The sequence below is a fragment of the Terriglobus roseus genome, assembly GCF_900105625.1.
GTDB lineage: Bacteria > Acidobacteriota > Terriglobia > Terriglobales > Acidobacteriaceae > Terriglobus > Terriglobus roseus_B.
The window spans coordinates 2,112,721-2,131,382 of record NZ_FNSD01000001.1; the positions used below are offsets into that span (position 1 = coordinate 2,112,721).

At 61.3% G+C, this 18,662-nt stretch carries 16 protein-coding genes and 2 tRNA genes; 10 read left to right on the forward strand and 8 right to left on the reverse strand.

What is annotated here, in order from left to right; translation table 11 throughout:
• Window positions 1–21: 21 nt before the first annotated feature.
• The 3 genes from BLW03_RS08720 to BLW03_RS08730 form a co-directional block, all read right to left on the reverse strand.
• A complete protein-coding gene (locus tag BLW03_RS08720) occupies window positions 22–1,140 on the reverse strand; it encodes a hypothetical protein (protein WP_139285149.1) in 1,119 nt (372 codons plus the stop codon).
• 599 nt (window positions 1,141–1,739) lie between these two features.
• Complete coding sequence (locus BLW03_RS08725; protein ID WP_074653421.1) at window positions 1,740–4,358, reverse strand: RelA/SpoT family protein; 2,619 nt, start codon at window positions 4,356–4,358, stop codon at window positions 1,740–1,742.
• A 55-nt stretch (window positions 4,359–4,413) separates the two neighbouring features.
• A complete protein-coding gene (locus BLW03_RS08730) occupies window positions 4,414–5,613 on the reverse strand; it encodes an alpha/beta hydrolase (RefSeq protein ID WP_212733164.1) in 1,200 nt (399 codons plus the stop codon).
• Window positions 5,614–5,991: 378 nt separating this feature from the next.
• On the opposite strand from BLW03_RS08730, the gene BLW03_RS08735 reads away from it, so the two are divergent.
• Both BLW03_RS08735 and BLW03_RS08740 read left to right on the forward strand, forming a co-directional pair.
• Window positions 5,992–6,828, forward strand: coding sequence for a TIGR03435 family protein (locus BLW03_RS08735; protein WP_074653422.1), 837 nt, complete (start codon window positions 5,992–5,994; stop codon window positions 6,826–6,828).
• Window positions 6,829–7,004: 176 nt separating this feature from the next.
• A complete protein-coding gene (locus tag BLW03_RS08740) occupies window positions 7,005–8,618 on the forward strand; it encodes a DUF5060 domain-containing protein (RefSeq protein ID WP_139285150.1) in 1,614 nt (537 codons plus the stop codon).
• Window positions 8,619–8,807: 189 nt separating this feature from the next.
• On the opposite strand, the gene BLW03_RS08745 is transcribed toward BLW03_RS08740, so the two are convergent.
• Window positions 8,808–10,517, reverse strand: coding sequence for a L,D-transpeptidase family protein (locus tag BLW03_RS08745; protein ID WP_074653425.1), 1,710 nt, complete (start codon window positions 10,515–10,517; stop codon window positions 8,808–8,810).
• A gap of 93 nt (window positions 10,518–10,610) precedes the next feature.
• Between BLW03_RS08745 and BLW03_RS08750 the strand changes: the two genes are divergently transcribed.
• A complete protein-coding gene (locus BLW03_RS08750) occupies window positions 10,611–10,871 on the forward strand; it encodes a hypothetical protein (RefSeq protein ID WP_074653427.1) in 261 nt (86 codons plus the stop codon).
• Between the two features lie 195 nt (window positions 10,872–11,066).
• Here the strand turns inward: BLW03_RS08750 and BLW03_RS08755 are convergent, their stop codons facing one another.
• The 3 genes from BLW03_RS08755 to BLW03_RS08760 all read right to left on the reverse strand — a co-directional run bounded on the left by BLW03_RS08755 (window position 11,067) and on the right by BLW03_RS08760 (window position 12,161).
• Window positions 11,067–11,825: a DUF72 domain-containing protein gene (locus tag BLW03_RS08755; protein WP_074655882.1), complete on the reverse strand. Its 759-nt coding sequence runs from the start codon at window positions 11,823–11,825 to the stop codon at window positions 11,067–11,069.
• A 33-nt stretch (window positions 11,826–11,858) separates the two neighbouring features.
• Window positions 11,859–12,014, reverse strand: a complete 156-nt coding sequence (locus tag BLW03_RS20605; RefSeq protein WP_170834993.1) for a hypothetical protein — start codon at window positions 12,012–12,014, stop codon at window positions 11,859–11,861.
• Window positions 12,015–12,085: 71 nt separating this feature from the next.
• A tRNA-His gene (locus BLW03_RS08760) sits at window positions 12,086–12,161 on the reverse strand.
• A gap of 61 nt (window positions 12,162–12,222) precedes the next feature.
• On the opposite strand from BLW03_RS08760, the gene BLW03_RS08765 reads away from it, so the two are divergent.
• From BLW03_RS08765 to BLW03_RS08785, 6 genes are all read left to right on the forward strand, one after another.
• Window positions 12,223–13,437 carry an acyltransferase family protein gene (locus BLW03_RS08765; protein ID WP_074653429.1) on the forward strand — a complete coding sequence of 405 codons (1,215 nt, stop codon included), beginning with the start codon at window positions 12,223–12,225 and terminating at the stop codon, window positions 13,435–13,437.
• A gap of 21 nt (window positions 13,438–13,458) precedes the next feature.
• Window positions 13,459–14,067 carry a DUF4112 domain-containing protein gene (locus tag BLW03_RS08770; protein WP_074653430.1) on the forward strand — a complete coding sequence of 203 codons (609 nt, stop codon included), beginning with the start codon at window positions 13,459–13,461 and terminating at the stop codon, window positions 14,065–14,067.
• Window positions 14,068–14,235: 168 nt separating this feature from the next.
• Window positions 14,236–14,312: transfer RNA gene (locus BLW03_RS08775), tRNA-Pro, on the forward strand.
• A gap of 102 nt (window positions 14,313–14,414) precedes the next feature.
• Window positions 14,415–14,750, forward strand: a complete 336-nt coding sequence (locus BLW03_RS20405; protein WP_139285151.1) for a hypothetical protein — start codon at window positions 14,415–14,417, stop codon at window positions 14,748–14,750.
• Between the two features lie 26 nt (window positions 14,751–14,776).
• Complete coding sequence (locus BLW03_RS21130) at window positions 14,777–14,902, forward strand: hypothetical protein (RefSeq protein ID WP_280138028.1); 126 nt, start codon at window positions 14,777–14,779, stop codon at window positions 14,900–14,902.
• Window positions 14,903–14,926: 24 nt separating this feature from the next.
• Window positions 14,927–15,547: an HD domain-containing protein gene (locus BLW03_RS08785; protein WP_074653433.1), complete on the forward strand. Its 621-nt coding sequence runs from the start codon at window positions 14,927–14,929 to the stop codon at window positions 15,545–15,547.
• Window positions 15,548–15,732: 185 nt separating this feature from the next.
• On the opposite strand, the gene BLW03_RS08790 is transcribed toward BLW03_RS08785, so the two are convergent.
• Window positions 15,733–16,176 (reverse strand): c-type cytochrome domain-containing protein, encoded by a 444-nt coding sequence (locus tag BLW03_RS08790; protein ID WP_074653435.1) that lies wholly within the window; start codon window positions 16,174–16,176, stop codon window positions 15,733–15,735.
• A gap of 319 nt (window positions 16,177–16,495) precedes the next feature.
• Here BLW03_RS08790 and BLW03_RS08795 point away from each other — a divergent pair, with 319 nt between their 5' ends.
• Window positions 16,496–18,655, forward strand: a complete 2,160-nt coding sequence (locus tag BLW03_RS08795; protein ID WP_074653436.1) for a DUF5715 family protein — start codon at window positions 16,496–16,498, stop codon at window positions 18,653–18,655.
• Window positions 18,656–18,662: the final 7 nt, after the last annotated feature.

An 18,662-nucleotide genomic window follows, 5' to 3' on the forward strand; every position in this document is an offset into this window, starting at 1 on the left:
TCGCCTGGATATATTTGCTCACTAAACGACTCGGCACTTCGAAAGAGACTTCTCCATCCACTCACTGAGTGGTGCATCCTTCAACGGGTCTTCGGAAAACCGCCCTTCAGATGCGATTTCAGCAGCTTTGCGAGTTTCACGGGCTTCTTCAATAAGCTGCGAAAATGCCTCCACCCCCTCCCGCGATAGAAGCAGCAGCAAGTTTTCCACTTTGCTTTTCAGGATTTCGAAGGTCGCTTTAAACCGCGCAATCTGGGCGAGAACCTTGTCAGGAGCCGACAAGGCTTGGATCTTGTTCTCCAACTCCAGTAGGAGCGGGTCGTCCAAAGCGGTCCAACAAAACTCCGCTTCAAGGCTTGAAGCAGATGGCAGCGGTCCAGTGCTAGTGCACTGAAGATCTTCAAGTTGCGTTAGGAACTTTTTGCTGCGAACCTTCGGTAACGGCCCCGTGACAAATTTTTCTAGTTCAGCAATCTCTTCTTCCAAATCCTCTGAGAGAGATTCGCAGAGCTTTCCTAGCCGAGGAAGTACGTCCAACCCGGCTGGTAGAAATTCGATCCGGTTTTGCTTATCTGCGTAAAGTGGGGCCGTTGAAGAGTCAAAGACTGAAATGCGGTTCAATGCTTTGGGCGCCTCTAAGCCATCTATCCAAACCGTCGAGAACTCCTCTTCATCAGTCTTGTAGGAAATTGAGGCGCTAGCAGGCGGAAAAGTTGCATCCACAAAGACATTGGCGAGGACCCCTCTCTGCTCATCTCGAGTTCTGCAGACCTGCTTTATGATCCGGGCGTAGCCTGTCTTCCCGCTGCCGTTGTAGCCGTAAATTAGCGTTATCCCTGAGTTTGCGAATACTAAGCTTTGGCCTCCCGCCAGACGGTTGGCATTTTGCACCTCACTGATTGAAGTTAGCGCGGTGACTTCTTGTTCGTTTGAGAGCGGTAGCTTAAGATGGTCCTCTCTGAGGCAGTCGAAGGTGCCTTCTTCGCACAATGAGTGGGCCGCACGCAGGTTTTGAGTGATCTCTATCGTGTCCTGCAGAGTTAAGTCTGCCTGAGTGCATATGCGCCGCATCGCGTCTTGCAACCATTTCGGGCTTGCAGAGGCAAACGCTAGGAGTTCTCTTGAAATAGGCTCTAACACGGTATAACTGCATTATTAACCCCGATTGCCAGCTAAGTCTTCAACTATTGAAAATAGTTTCTGTCAGATCTTCGATACGCGCTGCACACTCGCATACCGTCTCTCGGCGCATGTCCACCGCCAGTTCTTGAGGTGGCGAAGGTGGTGCTAGGTAATGATAAGGAAAGGCAATTGCTATCAGGAGGTGTGGAGTTGGAGTCTTGAGCGGGAGTTGCCTGTCTTTGCTGCTTCTTTCATCTTTGTCCACGAGGTTTGTCTTCCGACTACCTGCTTGCGCTGCGCGGTGAAGTGTAGCCAAGTTGCTCCGCAGTTCTTGCATTGGCATAGCTCGATGCGGGTGAGGACTTTGCTGGATGGTTCTTCCGTTGCGGGCCTAGTTTTGGGTACATCTCCAGGAGTTCCTAGTAGCGGCCGTGCTCGATGGAGTCGTGGGCGAGGTGGATGAAGTTGTCGGCTGCGGCGGTGTCGGCGTCTTCGCGCCCAATTTCTGCTGTCGGCCTTTGCGCCGGAGCTCTTCCCCTCCACGATCAAGAGCGAGGAACCTTCTTTGCGGGTCCTCGGTGCGGAGAACTTGCCGCAGCTTTCACACAAGGTGGCGCCTAGATCTTGCTGACGCGCTGGACTTCGCGGACGCCGGGGACTCGGCGCATGTCGACCGTTAGTTTGTTCAGGTGGCGGAGGTCGAGGGTTTCTACGACGAATTCCACGGTAGCGGTGGTGCCGTCGTCGTTGGCGCGGGAGTCTACGGAGCGGATGTTGGTGTCGTCGTCGGAGATGATGGCGGTGAGTTCTTTGAGCATGCCGCTGCGGTCGTCGCAGGTGACGATGAGGCGTACGGGGTAGCGGGTGGGCTTGGGGGAGGTGCCGCCGCTGGGTGTGTTGCTTTCGGGCATGGGGGCCCACTCGACCTGGATGCGGCGGTCGCTCTCATAGAGCAGGTTTTGCACGTTGGGACAGCTGCGGGCGTGGACTGCGACGCCTTTGCCGCGGGTGACATAGCCGACAATCTCTTCGCCGCGGATGGGGTTACAACAGCGTGCGCGGTAGACGAGCAGATCGCCCTGGCCTTCGACCTGGAGCGAGTCCGAGCCTTTGCCGAAGTAGACGCGCTTGACCGCGTCGGACATCTTCGAAAGATCGGAGGCGGGTACGTTGGCGAGGCTGCCCGTCGGAGTTTCTTGTTTGTGGCTGCTTGTTTCTTGTTCGCTTGCGTCGAGTTTGGTGCTGCCGGGTACGAGTTTGTTTAACGCCTGGCGGGCGCTGTATTTCCCGAAGCCAATGGCTCCGAGTAAGTCAGGACCGGCGCCGAGGCCGTAGTCGATGGCGACGCGGTCGTAGTCTGCGTCGTTCAACTTATGCAGACTTACTTTGAATTTACGGGCTTCGCGCTCGAGTAACTTGCGGCCGATTTCAATGGCGCGTTCGCGCTGGTGCTCGTTGAGCCAGTGCTTGATCTTGTTGCGGGCACGTGAGGACTTTACGAACGACAGCCAGTCGCGCGAGGGTGTGTGGCCGGTCTGCGTGGTGATCTCAACGATGTCGCCGTTGCGCAAACGATGCCGGAGCGGCACGATCCGACCGTTGACCTTGGCACCGACGGTCGTGTGACCGACCTCGGTGTGGATGGTGTAGGCGAAGTCGATGGGGCTGGCGTCCTTGGGCAGGACGACAACCTTGCCCTTGGGCGTGAAGGTGTAGACCTCCTCGGGGTACAGGTCGATTTTGAGCGTCGACATGAACTCGTTGGGGTCGGTCATCTCGCGCTGCCATTCCATCAACTGGCGGACCCATGCGAGGCGCTGCTCGTCTTTGGCATTGACGGATTCGTTGGCCTTGTACTTCCAGTGCGCGGCGATGCCGTCTTCGGCGATGCGGTGCATTTCCTCGGTGCGGATCTGCACTTCGAACTGGTAGCCGCCTTCGGCGACGAGCGTGGTGTGCAGCGACTGGTAGAGGTTGGGCCGCGGCATGGCGATGAAGTCCTTGATACGGCCGGGGACGGGGCGCCAGATGCTGTGGAGCAAGCCGAGGATGGCGTAACAGTCCTGCACGGTCTGCGTGATGACGCGGACGGCGAAGAGGTCGTGTACCTGCGAGATATCGTCGTCGCCGCCCTGGGCTGCGTCGGCGACTAACTTCTGATTGATGGAGTAGAGGCGCTTGATGCGGTACTCGACGCGTCCGGGCAGGCCGTGGCGGGTAAGTTCGAGTTGGAAGCGCGAGACGATGTTATCGAGGAATTCTTCGCCGCCGCGGTTGCGGACTAACTCGACGTCCTGCGCGAGTTTTAAGAAGCGGGCGGGATCGACGTACTGGAAGGCCAGGTCTTCAAACTCGCCGCGTAACTTACCCATGCCGAGTCGGTGGGCGAGTGGCGCGTAGATATCCAGAGTCTCGCGTGCAATGCGCTGCTGCTTCTCCGGCTTCAGGTGGCCGAGGGTGCGCATGTTGTGCAGGCGGTCGGCCATCTTGATGAGGACGACGCGGATGTCACTGACCATGGCGAGGAGCATCTTGCGGATGTTTTCGGCCTGGTGGTCTTCCTTGTTGGCGAACTTGATGCGGTCGAGCTTGGTGACGCCGTCGACGATGTGCGCGACCTGCGGGCCGAAGCGTCGGGAGATCTCTTCGGTGGAGACGGGCGTGTCTTCCACGGCATCGTGCAGGAGGCCTGCGGCGATCGCGGTGGAGTCCATCTTCATCTCGGCGAGGACCTGGCCGACTTCAAGCGGGTGGATGATGTAGGGCTCGCCGCTGGCGCGCTTCTGACCTTCGTGCTGCGCCATGCAGAACTGCCAGGCGGAGCGGACGATTTCGAGGTCGTCGCCGGGGCGGTTGGCGCGGACGGTGGCCAGCAGGATCTCAAAGTCGTGGTCGATCTTTGAGGTCACTTCTTTTGCGAAGTTAGGCAGGTAGAGCGCGGAGGCGAGCGGCGGTGGGAGCGGCTTCTCAGTGGGCGGCCCGGGTTGCGCGAGGACGCCGGCTGGCTCTGCGAGGGATTCCAGCGCAAGGGCCTCGGGGTCAAGCGGCGCGGGAATGCCGTTCGATTGGGGCGCGGCCGGCGCGGGCATGGGGCGGCGCAACGAGTCTTCCGGCGCAAGGGGTTTCTGCGCAGGGAGAGCCGCCTCAAGATTCCGCCCGGAATCGCTGGAGGTGATGGTTGTGGAATCGGTTGTCGCTGGCGCCGGCTGCGGAGAGACCGACTGCGAGTGGTCCATAGGTCATTCTAGCTTGCGGCCGCGGGCCGACTGTTAGCAGAAGAGCGGGATTGTGTCAGGGCTGGCGCGGTGAGGCGTTGTTGGCCTGGCCATTGGGCGGTGCGGGGGGTGGGCCAATGCGTAAAAATCCTGCGATCGGCGCTTTGCCGGTGTGGGCCCAGTTCACGAGCTCGTCAAACGCGCGGCCCACTTCTTCCGGTGAGAAGGCGCAGTGGCCTTCGTGGTGTACGTACTGCTGCACCAGGTTGTCGGCGTAGCCTGCGTGCGCGACTTCCGCAGCGTACAGCGTCAGGGAGTTCGCAGGAATCAGCGGGTCGTAGATGGTATGCAGCGCGAGCATAGGCCGCGTAAGCCGGCCGCTGGGCCAGTAGTGTGCCATCAGGTAATCGCGCGCTTTCGGGTCGGGCGCGTAACGGTGCACGCCGTCATTCAGCGCGTAGTCCGTGATGGTGTTGATGCTGGTGCCGGTGTACAGCCAGTTGCGATTGTCGAAAGGATTACCACCGGCCTTTCGCTGCATGTCGCCGATGACATACGTGTAATAGCCGATGACGCGAGAGACTTCCACATCCGAATGCAGCAGGGTAAGTTCGCGCATGGCGAGTGCGGCATCGGGCTTCGAGCGCAGTGCGGCAAGTACTTTCGCGCGCAGGGCGTCGCTCTCCTGAAAGTCTGCGGGGACGGGATCGAGGGGTCCCATCAGGCCCGGGAAGTAGTAATCAAATGCTGCGCGGGTGGCGAAGCGGCGGTCCAGATGCACGTAGCTTGGGCCGACGGCGCCGCACAGGTCAAGGCCTGCGATGTAAGTGAACTTACCCTTCTGCTGGGGATTCAGCTCCATCGTGATCATGGTGAGCGCACCGCCCATGCTGCCGCCGGCGGCGTAGGTTTCGCGTGGCTGACCGTACTGCTTGATGAAGTAGCGGCGCAGCGATTCCGTATCAACATAGCCGGCCTGCAGAGCCCAACCGGTTTCGCTGTAGCCGCTTTGAATGACGGCATAGCCGCGCTTGAACATCTGCTCCGGCTGTGCACCGATGCTGCCATCGAGGCGGAAACGGAAGGGTGATTCCGAGTAGCCATGGTAGAAGACGACCAACGCGTGGTTCCAGTTTGCGGGCACGTCGATGCGGTACTCTGCGCGGCCAAGCACGCCGACCTCGATGGTCCCGGCGGAGGACTTCAGGACTTCCGGCTCGCCCGTGGGCGTCGGCGATGCCTGCGCGAACGCACGGCCGCATGCTGCCGCGAGCATTGCAGCAGCTACGCAGCAGAGGAGCCGACGCCGAAGATGCATGAACATCTGGATGTGATGAGGATACCGCAGACGCCATGTTCGCAGTGACCGGAGGGGCTTTCTGTCTGCCATGGCCTGGTTGTGGGAGTTCAGCCGCTAAGGTCTGTCGATTGCTTGCGGCGGCCCGGGAAGCATACCGCGGAGCTGAAGACCCTTTCTTTCGCCGGATTCGGCAGCATCCATACCAACCCTTTGAAGCGAGACATAGGCGCCCTCCGATCGCGACTGCCTGCGCAATTCGAATGACACTCCCCTCCGACATCAGGGAGAATGCTTTACACGCGGCTGCCGTCCGACCGATGCGATTGCTGCACACCTGATTCGGAGGACCACTGCATGCTGTTTCTTCTGCGCAATGTCTTGTTTGCAGGCGCGCTTGCGATTGCGCAGGCGCGCTCTGCCGGTGTGGCTCCGCTCACCTCGGGAAAGTCGCCTCTTGCCTGGGCATCGGTGGCCATCCATGAGAGCGACCCGACAAAAGACGCGACCTCCTGGAACAGTCAAGCCAACGGCGTGGACATCAGAGGCCTGGGCTTGAAGCAACTGATCTCGCAGGGCTATGACTTCAGCGTGACGCCCTTTCGGGACGATGAGATCTCGGGGCTTCCGAACTGGGCACGGAGCACGCGGTATGACATCGTGGCCCGCGTGGATACCGAAGATATTCCGGCATTCAAGAAGATCACCGATCTGTCCATGCAGGACACCATCGCAGCCTTCTCTGCCCGGCAGGCTACGGGCCAGATGCTGATGATGCAGAGTCTGCTAACGGATCGGTTCCATCTGAAGGTTCACTGGGAACAGAAAGAACGCGCGGTATACACGCTGTCCGTGGCGAAGGGTGGGCTTCGTTTGCAACCGGCTGCCGATACACTCCATGGTTCGATGATGTTTTCTCGAGGGCACCTTTCGGGGAAAGGTGTGCCGGTGTCATTCCTCGCAAGCCTGCTCGAAATCCCTTCGGACCGGACTGTGTCGGACATGACTGGCGTGACCGGTTCTTATGATTTCGATCTGCGCTTCGATCCTGCAGATGGTGCTGCGGAGACACCTTCCAACGACCCCAATCTGTTCACCGCTTTACAGGAGCAGCTTGGGCTGAAGCTGCAGAGTAGCCGCGCTTCCGTTCCGGTACTGGTGGTCGATCACGTGGAGCGGCCCACGCCGAATTGACTCGCCGCGGGCGTGGACCAAGACTTACTTCGCGGGCTTAAACCCGTTATGTGGGTGATCCTTATGGCAGAGCGGAAGCCATGCCCCTCCGAAAGTCTTCGCTTTGCTCGAAGGCCCACTTATCCGCTTTGCGTAGGAATGGGCCACGGGGTTTGTGCCGCGCTTAGTATGGCGAGATGGATCGCAGGCAGATGTTGAAGGTGACGGCGGGCGTTGCTGCGGGGCTGATTATCGAGGTCGTTGAGGGGCCGGTTGCGGACGCACTGCCGGGTGCGGCTGAGGGACTGGTGGCTCTCTGGGATTGCTTCGAGGTTTCGCTGCCTGGGCCTGCCGACGGAAATCCGTTTCTCGAGGTGACGTTTGCGGCGAAGTTCTCGCAGGGTTCTCGTGTCCTGTCTGTGCCCGGCTTTTATGACGGCGATGGCCGCTACATGGTCCGCTTCATGCCCGATGCCGTGGGCGACTGGACGTATGTGACGGAGAGCAACGTGCCCACGCTGGCAGGTCATAAGGGCGGCCTTCGCGTGGTGGCTGCGAGCGGTAACAACCATGGGCCGGTGCGAGTGGCTCATCGCTTCCACTTTGCCTTTGCGGATGGCAAGCCTTACTTCCCTTTCGGCACGACGTGTTACTCCATGGGCTTTATGGGAGAACCTTATGAGACGCAGACGCTGGACGCGCTGCGCACCGCAGGCTTCAACAAGGTGCGGCTGTGCCTGATGCCGAAGGGACAGGGCTCGCGACCGGAGCCTCGTTTGCCGTTCGTGAAGATACCGGCAAACGATGGCAGGCCGTCGCACTTCGATGCAGCGCGGTTCGACCCGGAGTTCTTTCGACACTTTGAGCAGCGCGTGCTGGATCTGCAGAGGATGGGCATTGAGGCCGATGTGATTCTCTTTCATCCCTATGACGGCTGGGGCTTGAAGAGTATGTCGGCCGAAGAGGATGATCGCTATCTTCGGTATGCCGTCGCTCGGCTGGCGGCTTATCGCAATGTGTGGTGGTCGATCGCGAATGAGTATGACCTGGTCAAGACCAGGACGATGACCGACTGGGACCGACACTTCCAGGTGGTGGTTGCGAGTGATCCATATGAACACCTGCGCTCGATCCATCACAGCAAGGTGGTCTATGACCACGGCAAACCGTGGTGTACCCACGCCAGCCTGCAGGAGTATGACTTCAACAAGTCCGAAGAGCGGCGGCAGGCGTGGGGCAAGCCGATTGTCTATGACGAAATTCAGTACGAGGGCAACATCGCTCGCCGCTGGGGGAATCTTTCGGCCGAGGAGATGACACGGCGCTTCTGGCTGGCGACGGTGGCGGGCGCCTATGCGACGCACGGTGATACTTTTCTCACGCCACCGGGGGAACCTGTGTGGAGCGATGGCGGCAAACTACGTGGTTCGAGCGCGCCTCGCATCAAGTTTCTGCGCGAAATAGTGGAAGGCCTGCCGACGGCCGGGCTGAATGAGTTTGTGGGTGCTTATTACCTGTCGGCTGGTATTGAAGGTCAGGTGTATCTCTATTACTTCGATTTTCATGCGCTGGCTGAGTATGACTTTCCCTTGCCTGCAGGGATTACTTTCAAGGGATGGCTGATCGATCCGTTCGCCATGACTCGTATGGAATTGCCGGGCACCTATACCGGTAAGACGAAGGGCACCTCGGCTGTGATCGATGAGAATGTCGGACAGGCGGCGGCCGGTGGCACGAATCATCTGGTGCTGCCGGGTCGCCCCGGGATGGCGGCCTTGTTTGTGCGGGTGGGGAGTTCCCTCAGGGGCTAAAGCCCGGTTTTGGGTGTGATGCTTGATGGCATGGCTGAAGCCATGCCCTCCGAAAGAGGTTCGTGCTTTACGCGAATGTCCCACTCATGACGATGAAGCTGTCATGAATGAGGCACCCGGAGTTGTCGTTGCAATGCAAAGCGGATGCCCGTTGGGCATCCGCTTTCTGGTACTGACTGGACTTTTTGTTTATGCGTCCTTTTCGGTGACTGCCTTCATTGGTTTCTGAGGATACGGGCGGCCGGCATCGAGTGTCTTTTCGAGGTCTGCGTCGTAGCCATACATGTCCTTGAAGAAGTGGATCTCGCCGTCGTCAGACCAGGCAGTGGAGTAAAAGATCACTACCGGGATCGGCTTGGGGAGCGAGACAGACTTGTTGTCGTCGCCGTTGGCCATGGCTTCTGCGATCGTGTCTGCATCCCACTTGGGGTTGTCGCGGAGGACCCAGTCTGCGAGCTTCGGCGGGTCCTGTACGCGGACGCAGCCGTGGGAGTAATCACGGCGTGTGCGCGAGAAGAGTGCCTTCTCATTGGTGTCGTGCAGATACACGTTGAACTGGTTGGGGAACATGAACTTCACCAGGCCCAGCGAGTTCGAGGTGCCGGCCTTCTGCCGGACCATGACCGTGCCCTGCGCGATGCGGTTCATGTCGGGCGATGCGGGCTGGCCCTTCAGATCAACCGTCTCGTAGTTCTTCGCGCCCAGGTAGCCGGGCTGCTTTTCCATGTGCGGAATGATCTCTTTCTTCGCGATCGACGGCGGCACATTCCAGTACGGGCGGAAGACGAGATACTTCATCTGATCCGCGATCATGGGTGTGTGGTGCGTGTCGTCGCTGCTGGCGCCGTCGACAACATTCATGCGGAAGACTTCATGATGATCGGCGCCGGTGCCTTCGAAGGCACGTAGCTGAAATTCAGGCAGGTTCACCATGATGGCTGCGTTCTGATAGTCGTCGTTCAGCCAGCGCCAGCGCTCCATGCTGTCGGCGATCTGTGTGACGCGCGCGGTCACCGGCGTGTTCAGTGCGACGACGACATCGTGCCCAAGCTTGCCGTCTTCAGCAATGCCGTGGCGATGCTGGAAGTGCTTCAGAGCGTCCGTGACGGTGTTGATGTCTGCCGGCGCATTCGCATCGCCGCCCGTGGAGAGGTCACCATACAGCGCCAGCTTCTGTTGCAGCGACTGCATCGCCGGATAACCTGCGGTGAGTGGAACGACCTTTGCCTTGCTGTCGATCTCCGGCAGAGGTGTGCTGTGGTCCTGCGGGACGAGGTCGAGATAGTGCGCGAGCGCAGTCTTCAACTGGCTGTACTGCGCGGCCTGCGGCTCGACAGCGTCCAGTGCCTTGGTGACGTCGCTGGCGTCCAACACCTGGCTGCTGAGGATGGCGGAGGCATCGATCTTGCGATCGTCATAACCCTTGATGCCGAAGGTGAAGTGCGCAGGATTCGCGCGGCCCATGTGAAGGTCGCTGATGAAGCGCATGGCATTCACCGTCAGTGCCACGTCAAAGATCGCGACGCCTTCGGGCGACTTGAGATTTGCAACACGCTCCTGCCACTTGCTGGCGTCGTAGTCGTCCGGGCGAAGGCCGCGCTTGATGGCATTGGAGAACTCGGAGAGCATGGCATTCGCCTGGGCGGTGGGCTTGCCGTTCTTGATCCAGACCGCGTCAAAGTCGTGCGTGTCATACACGCTGGCAACCTGCGACTGAATGTCCGCGAAGTCCGGATACTTCATACCGTCGAGCTTGCCGGGCGTGACGTCTGCCTGGATCTGGGCGGTGTAATCCGGCTCGGAGCTGGCGACGTGATGTGCCAGTTGATGTGCGCGCTTGCAACCAGACAGAAAGGACGTGGCGGAAAGGGCGCCGAGGAGGATCAGTTTAGGGAGCATTCGCATGTGTATGCCAGCTAGGATGCGCGATTTGGCGTGGCGGTTCGTGTGGACCGTGTTTGGTTGGGTTCAGGGTGCTAGGCTGAGGCCTGCATGGATGCACATTTCTTCAAGCTGGACCTGCGGTTGCTGGGCAATACGTTGTGGCTGCACGCCGATCCCTCCGGCGATACGCTGGGGCCGGACCATTCGCTGCGCAGTCTGCGGCCTGTGCGCTTTCGGACGGAGAGCGAGGCGCTCCGGGCGCTGACCGCCGCGGAAGTGGGCACGTGGACGAGCTTTCCGCACGACGGGATCTACGCCACGTTGTCGCACCGGGCGCTGCGGACGATCGGGTTTCGCGGAAACTTCTAGAGTCAGCGGATTTTTCGCGGGATCGCGCTTGTCCGCGTGATTCGGCTGTTCCGCATGATTGGGTTGTCGCGTTTTCGGGCGATATCCCACTCATGACGATGAAGCCGTCAGGAATGGGGCGCCCGGCTTGCGGGCCTTCGCGAAAGTGGGGCAGCCGGATGATCGCCGGTCAATCCATCTGGCATCAACGCCCCTTTACAAATCCTGAGCGGCGGCTTGTAGCAGCATGCTTTCTGCGGCGAGTGGGCCGGTGGGTTCGTCCTCGTGTTTGTAGTAGACGAAGACGTCGCGGGTGGCGCTGAGGGCGTGGAAGCGGGCGGCGTGGTCGGCGACCGTGGACGCGTCGTAGCCGCCCGGCATGCGCAGGCGGTAGCAGGCGAAGTCCGGGGCGGTCTGGACTTCGGGCGTGCAGAGGTCTTCGCTCTCGGCGATGCAGACGGCTGCGCCGTGTGCGCGCAGGGCGGTCCAGGTGTCTTCCGTGAACCAGCTTTCGTGGCGAAACTCAAAGCAGATGCGGCCTGCGTTGGCCATTTGTGGCAGCGCCAGGAAGGCTTCGAGGCGGGGTGCGTCTGCTTTGAAGTTGGGCGGTAACTGGAAGAGCAGGCAGCCCAGCATTCCGGCGCTGCGGACGGGTTCGAGCGCCGTCAGAAAGCGGTCGATGGCGTCGCCGCAGTCGCGCAGGCGCTTGCGGTGCGTGACGATCTCAGGCGCCTTGAAGCTGAACCGAAAGCCTGCGCCGGCGGCGGCCATCCAGCCTTCGAGCTGCGCTGCTGTCGGCAGCGCGCGGAAGGTGTAGTTGACTTCGACGGAGTTGAGGCGCGAGGCATAGTGCTCGAGAAAGCGCTTGGCCGGGAACTTGGGCGGGTAGAAGCCGGGCTTCCATGTCGCGTACGCCCAGCCGGAGGTGCCGGCGAAGAGGGCTGCTGGCTTCTCGGGTTGGGTCTGATCCGGCATGTCTTCCACGCTCTCATATTGCGCGATGGGGTGTCATGTGGACACGGGACTGGGTGCATTGGTGCCGGGTGCTCCATTCATGACGGCTACTTCGTCATGCGTGGGACTCGCGCGGAGCGCAAACGTGAAACCTTCGGCAGCCAGGACGGTCGCGCTCAGCGCGACATCCCAACCTGGCTTCGCAAGCATTGGGCACCCGTCGTGTCACTGCACCGCAGACGCTGAAACGGACACCTTGCGGTGTCCGTTTCTTAGATATTTGGGGCGGCTAGAGGGATTTGAACCCTCGACATCGGGTGCCACAGACCCGCGTTCTAACCCCTGAACTATAGCCGCCGTACTCTTTCGATTGTAGCATCGCAGCCACTTCTGCCCCCAATGGCCTTATGCTGCCCCTATGGCGTATGGCGAACGGGCGGAACTCGATCCTGAGATTGCATCCACGGTGGACTCGGATGTGGTGCGAACGAAACCGAAGACGGAGCGACTGCTCTCAGTCGATGTGCTGCGTGGACTGACCATCGCCTTCATGATTCTGGTGAATAACCAGCCCGGGCCGGGCGCGTTCTTTGAGCTGCAGCATGCGCAGTGGAATGGCTTCACGCTGACCGACCTGGTCTTTCCGACGTTCCTGTTCCTGGTGGGCCTGTCGCTGGTGCTGTCGACTGCGGCGCGGCTGGCTCGCGGCGCTTCGCGGCAGACGCTGTTTCTGCATGCGCTGCGTCGCTCTGCTGTGCTGGCGCTCTTCGGCATCGTGGTGAATACCTTTCCGTTCGAGCATCTGGACCGCATCCGTTTCTACGGCGTGCTGCAGCGCACGGCGATCTGTTACCTGGTGGTGAGCACGCTTTGCCTGCTGCGGACGGGATGGAAGGACAAGGCAGCCGTCGCCGTAACGTGCCTGGTCGTTTACTGGGTGCTGATGCGCTTTGTGCCGGTTCCCGGCTTCGGCACGCCGACGCATGAGATCCCCATCAACGATCCCAATGCCAACCTGACGGCGTGGCTGGACCGGCTGATCTTCGCGCCGCAGCACCTGTATCAGCAAGTGCGCGATCCGGAGGGCTTGCTGTCTACACTCCCTGCGGTCTCGACCGCCCTCTATGGCGTGCTGGCGGGAATGTGGCTGCGGACAAAACGTGCGACTGCGGCAAAGCCGATGGGGCTGGCGCTGGCCGGGGCTTCGATGGGCGTCGCGGGGCTGCTTTGGAACTACGAATTCCCCATCAACAAGAAACTTTGGACGAGCTCGTATTCGCTGTGGGCAGGCGGGCTTAGCCTGCTGCTGCTGGCCCTGGCCGTTTACCTGATCGACGTGAAGCGGTGGGGCCGCAGCGGCCTGCCTGCCGATGAGGCTCCCGCGATCTACAAGCCCCTGATGGTCTTCGGCACGAACTCGATCCTGGCGTACATGGTGTCGGAGCTGCTGCCGGTTGCGGTGGCGCTGATCCACACAGCGAACGGCACCGTTCTGCGAGTCTATGAGAACTGGCTGCGGGGTCTGATACCGGTTCGCGGCTGGCCGGAGCTGGTCTTTGGGCTGACGGTCGTGGCAGTGACGTGGGCAGTGGTCTATCCCTTTTACCGCAAGAGGATCTTCCTGCGCGTTTGACCTGGCATCAGAAGAGGGATCATGGCACCGATGTCCGAACCCGAAATTCTTCGCCCACGCATCCGCGCCGGCTCCGAGCTGTTCAGCGACCGCAATCTGGATCTGCTGTCGCACCTGCTCGACGACTTTCTACGCATCCCCGGCACGCAGATCCGCTTCGGGCTGGACGGTATCGTCGGCCTGATTCCGGGCGTGGGCGACATCATCGGCGCCATGGCGTCGTGGATCATCATCCTGGCGGCGTGGCTGCGCGGTGTGCCGCGGGTGACGCTGGCGCGCATGCTGGCGAACGTGGCGATTGAGACGATCATTGGTACCGTTCCCGTTCTGGGCGATGCGTTCGACATTGCGTGGAAGGCCAATCGGCGCAACTTCGCTCTGCTGGAGCGGTCGATGGGCGCGGTGCCGCATTACACGGCGGACCCTGCCTTAGGCACGGGATTCGGTGCAGGTGCGGCGAGCGCGCAGACGCGAATCGGAACAACGCCTCAGCAGCAGAAGAAGCACCGGTTCTCTGACTGGATGTTCCTGTTCTGGCTGTTCTTCGGCATGCTGTGCCTGCTGGCCATCCCGCTGGCATTGCTGGCGTACGTGGCTGGGAAGTTCTTTGCCATGGGTGCGCATCGGTAGGATTGCGCTTTGCGCCGATACTAAGTGTCGCGCTTTGCGCGAGGCCCACTCATGGAGCCGGCATGGGTGGGCTCCCCGGTCTGTAAGGCGCTTTCCGTGGCGGGGTTTCGGGCGCCCGACATCTTGTTGTTCTCGATAGCGGCCGGGCGTCGTAGAATATCTCTTAGTCGGGGCGTAGCGCAGCCTGGTAGCGCATCTGCTTTGGGAGCAGAGGGTCGGGAGTTCGAATCTCTCCGCCCCGACCATTCCTTCTCAATCTCACAAACTTTCCACTCTGAGGGCAGATTTCGCCTTCGAGGCAGGACTGTTTTGCGTAGCTGTATGCAGGTCCGCCCTTCGGAGGCTGCATGCGTCTTGCTTCGTTCGTAACCTTCTCCATACTGTCCTGTGCCTGCGGGTCAAGTGCTCTCGCGCAGGGTCCGGCGATACCTGCTGCGGGATGTCCGGCGTTTTCGCTACGGCCCAACCTGGATGGCGGCCGGATGCTGCCGTCGTCTTCGAAGACACAGAAGCGCTCCGTGACGGTGATACTGGGCGGCTTCGGCGGCGGTGCCGTCGTGGAAGCGGATGTGACGCTGTTGGGTGTGGAGAGTCCGGCGGGCGTCTATCCCATGGTGCCCGCGGCGAAGCCGGTACGGCATCCTTCCACCTGGTCCGGCCAGACGGTTCCGATGGTCCCTTAACTGTCGAGCTTGCGCTGCCCCCGGCCATGACCAGCATCAACGGCGCTACGGTGGATGCTGCTTCCTTTCGCAGCGGCCAGACATGGAAAGCGGCAGAGCAGAGTACCTGCATGGTGCGAGTGGGCACCGCGCTGCTGGCCGACGTGAGATAGTCCGTCGGGTATGCTGGCTGCACCATGAGCCGACCAAACCAGGACTGGCGTGCTGCGCTGATTGAGCGCATTCGCATTGAGGCGTTGCCACCGGAGAAGTTTTCGCATCAGGCCCGGCTGTATGCGGTGGCTCGCGACCTTGCCGACGCAGGCACCGATCCCGTCGAGGACGATGTCCTCTTCGGAGCTGCGTGGGTGCACGATCTAGGTGTCTTCACGGGCCACAGACCCGCCGATCCGGAACAGTTGAAGCAGTGGGATTCGACGGCCTATACCGTTGCACATGCGGGTGCTGTGCTGCTGGAGTGTGGCTTCCCTGCAGACAAGATTCCCGCGGCGATTGAGTGTATTCGGACGCATGAGGGCCATGGATCGCCGACGACACCAGAGGGCATCGTTCTGCGGGATGCGGATCTGCTGGAGCAGTTGGGCGCCGTGGCAGTGATGCGGACGACCGCGAAGATCGCGCAGGACACACGCTTCATCACCTTCGCCGATGCTGCCGGCTCTTTGCGGCGGGCTTTGGATTCCGTGCCCGGGCTAATTCATCTGGCTGCGGCGCAGGCGATGGCGGAGCCTCGAATCCTGATCTTGCGGGAGTTTCTCGAGGCTTTGGAGGCTGAGTCTGGCGGCCTGCTTCGCTGAGATTCCCTCAGTGGCTGAAGGCGGTATTTTTCATGGCTGAGAGGCCATGGCCCTTCGAAAGAGGGTCGCGCTGTGCGCGAGGCCCACTCATGACGATGGAACGGTCATGAATGGGCCACCCGATCCCCCTATTCCCTATTCCCTATTCCCTGTCCCCTGTTCCCTGTTCCCTGTTCCCTGAACCGCTACCGGTCCATCACTGCGCCGTCGGCGATCCATTTGCTGATGGCGGCGATCTCGTCTGATGAAAGCTGTCCTTTGGGCGGCATGGGGCCAGGGTGGCCGTTGGGGCCGGCTGGCCCCTGGTGCTTGATCAGTTGCAGCAGCAGGCTTTGTTCCGGGTGGCCTGGGACGACGACCACCTTGTCGCTTTCGCCACCTTTGAGCAGCAGTTCGCGTGTGGACAGGTTGAAGCCGCCCTTGTGGTTCATACCGGCATGGCAGCGATAGCAGTTCTGCCGCAACACTGGCTTCACGGCCGTGTCGAAGTGGTTAAGCGCTGCTGCTTCCGCAGGTGTCGACGGATGGAAGGTCGGTGGCGGTTCCGCTGCAGGGCCGCAGCCGAGAAGGGTGACGGTGATGGCCGCGAGCGCCAGCGGGAGGATTCGGTTGGACGTGGCAAGTGGCATCGACACTTCTAAGGGTACGTTGTCGCTGCACACTCCGCGCGGACACCTCATCTGCGGCGCGATGGCATGGTTGCGATCAGGCGTTTCTGTCGAGCCGATGGATTTCTGTCCGGCGGATGCTCTCCCGTCGTGAAGATCCGATGAGGTAGTTAATTTGTGGAGTGCGGAGCCGATGCTTGAAGAACCGGATCGAATTTCGTACCTGGTTTTACACCATGCACATGGGCAATGACGCCAGAACGGCACGTAACCGATCAGTTACGAACCCGAATGGACACTTGGTCGACGACGGCCGTGCCCATAGGCTGAAGGGGCTCTGATGTTTGATTCTCCGCGGCCGGCCACTGGCATGTCCGCAACCCCATACGGATCCGCTCACCGCCTGCCCGTGCGCGCGATAGCGCTGGCGCTTGCAGCAACACTGCTGCCCTGCGCTGCTCTCGCTGCCACACGGCACGCAGCGGCACCCTCGCATGCGAAGGCTGTTCCCGCTCGCCATGCGGCGGCTGTGCCGGTTGCAAGGCCAGCACGCGGCCGTGCGATTGCTGCTGCCCCGGCCAAAGGTCACCATGGCAACGCCGAACTGGCGCGTGCCGAGGCTTCAACTTCTCGCACCCCTTCCAGGTCTTCCCGCCACATGACACCGGCCGAGAGCCGCCGCGCCGCCGCCGACGCACGTCGCGAGGCGGCAGCGGAAGCCGCGGCTGAGGCCGCACCGGTTCGCCGGTCCGGCCGCAATGCAGTTGCCGGGCGCCTGGCAGCGTCCCATGCGCCCGCCGAGCGCGGAACCCCTGATCCAAGCCCCGCGGCTCGCAGCCGTCGTGCCGCAGTGGCGGAGACGCGCATGCCGGCGCCGGCCAAGGCACCGGAAGAATCAGCGGCAGACCGCGCCATGCAGGATCGCGTCCACGCCTGGTACCAGTCGCATGGCCTGGCGATGCCGGCAGCGCCCGCACCTTCAGCACCCGCAGCAGAAAAGCCTGTGAAGGCCGTGCGTCCGGCAGGCCGCGTCACCGTTGCCGATTCCGAGGATGCCGGTTCGGATGATGGCACTGCGGCGCCGATCGTTCGCATGATTGCCCCGACGGCGAAACCCAGGACGGTTGCGCACACCAGCCCCGCACCGGATCTCTCTCCCGAGCCACGCAAGGCGACGGTTGCCGACTTTGATCGTGCCCTGCAGCAGAAAAATCAAGCCATACGGGCCGCTGCCGTTGAGGCGCAGGCGCACACCACCGCTGACGATGATGCCGCGGAGGCTTCCACCCAGATCCCCGGTACCGCTCCGACCGAACGTGTCGCGCTGCCGTTTACGCATGGCGATCTGCTGACGGCTTCGGCGACCTCTGGCGACCTACCGCTGCGGCAAGCGACTCTGACGACGCCGAAGTCTGAGAATCCGGACAAGCATCTGAACAAGCACACGGATGCCGATGTGCTTGAGAACTCTGCCGATGCACTGACTGCGACAGACGGCAAGCGGCCGAACGTGCGTGCCATCTCTGAGCAGACTGCGATGGCCCCGACGCAGAAGCTGCAACTGCCAAAGCCGATCGCCATGGCTCACGGAGCGACACCCGCGGTAAGCGCCGTGAACGCCGCCGGCAAGAAGCAGCAGGTGGATCCGCAGACCGTCGCCGGCCTGACCGACGAGACCTTTGACGACAACAGCGACCCCATTACAACGGCTCGCAGTGCTGTGACAATGGCCGCGAAGTCCTTCAAAACGGCCCCCGTTTCCGATCTGGATGACGACGCGATGCGTGCGACGACTTCAACCGTAAAGGTCAACCTGTATAACGACCGCGGCAAGCTGATGATGATCCCCGCGATGAAGGGGACGCACGAGATCCTGGTGCATCAGAACCAGATGGCCGTTGCCGATGGCCTGGACCGCATTGAAGACGATGATCAGTTGCTGGACATGCGCCGGTACAAGCTGCTGGTGGCGTTGCCGGACAACGAGGCGTTGCAGGTCGACGATCGCCTGCCTTCGAACCGTCGTTATGCGCGGCCGTGGTCGGTGCGCTTCCTGAACGACCTTTCGCGTGCGCACTACACACGCTTTGGTACGCCGCTGATTGTCACCAGCGCGGCGCGCACCGTGGAGTTTCAGAAGCGGCTGGTCCGCATCAACGGCAACGCCGCACCGCCGACGGGCGATATCGCCTCACCGCACCTTTACGGTCAGGCTGTCGACATTGCCAAGCACGGCATGAGCGTGACGGAGATTGCGTGGATGCGGGCGTACCTGACGCCGGTTGAGACCGAGGGCAAGATCGATGTGGAGGAAGAGTTCCAGCAGGCCTGCTTCCACATCAGCATCTATCGCCGCTACCTGGGCCTGCCCGCACGCAAGCACACCACGCCCGCAGATCCACTGCCGGAACGCACGCTGCAACAGGTGAAGGCGACGCCCGATCCGGTGCAGAAGCACCGTCGCCTGCCGACGTCGATTCTTGCGACCGGTCTGCGATAGGAACGAT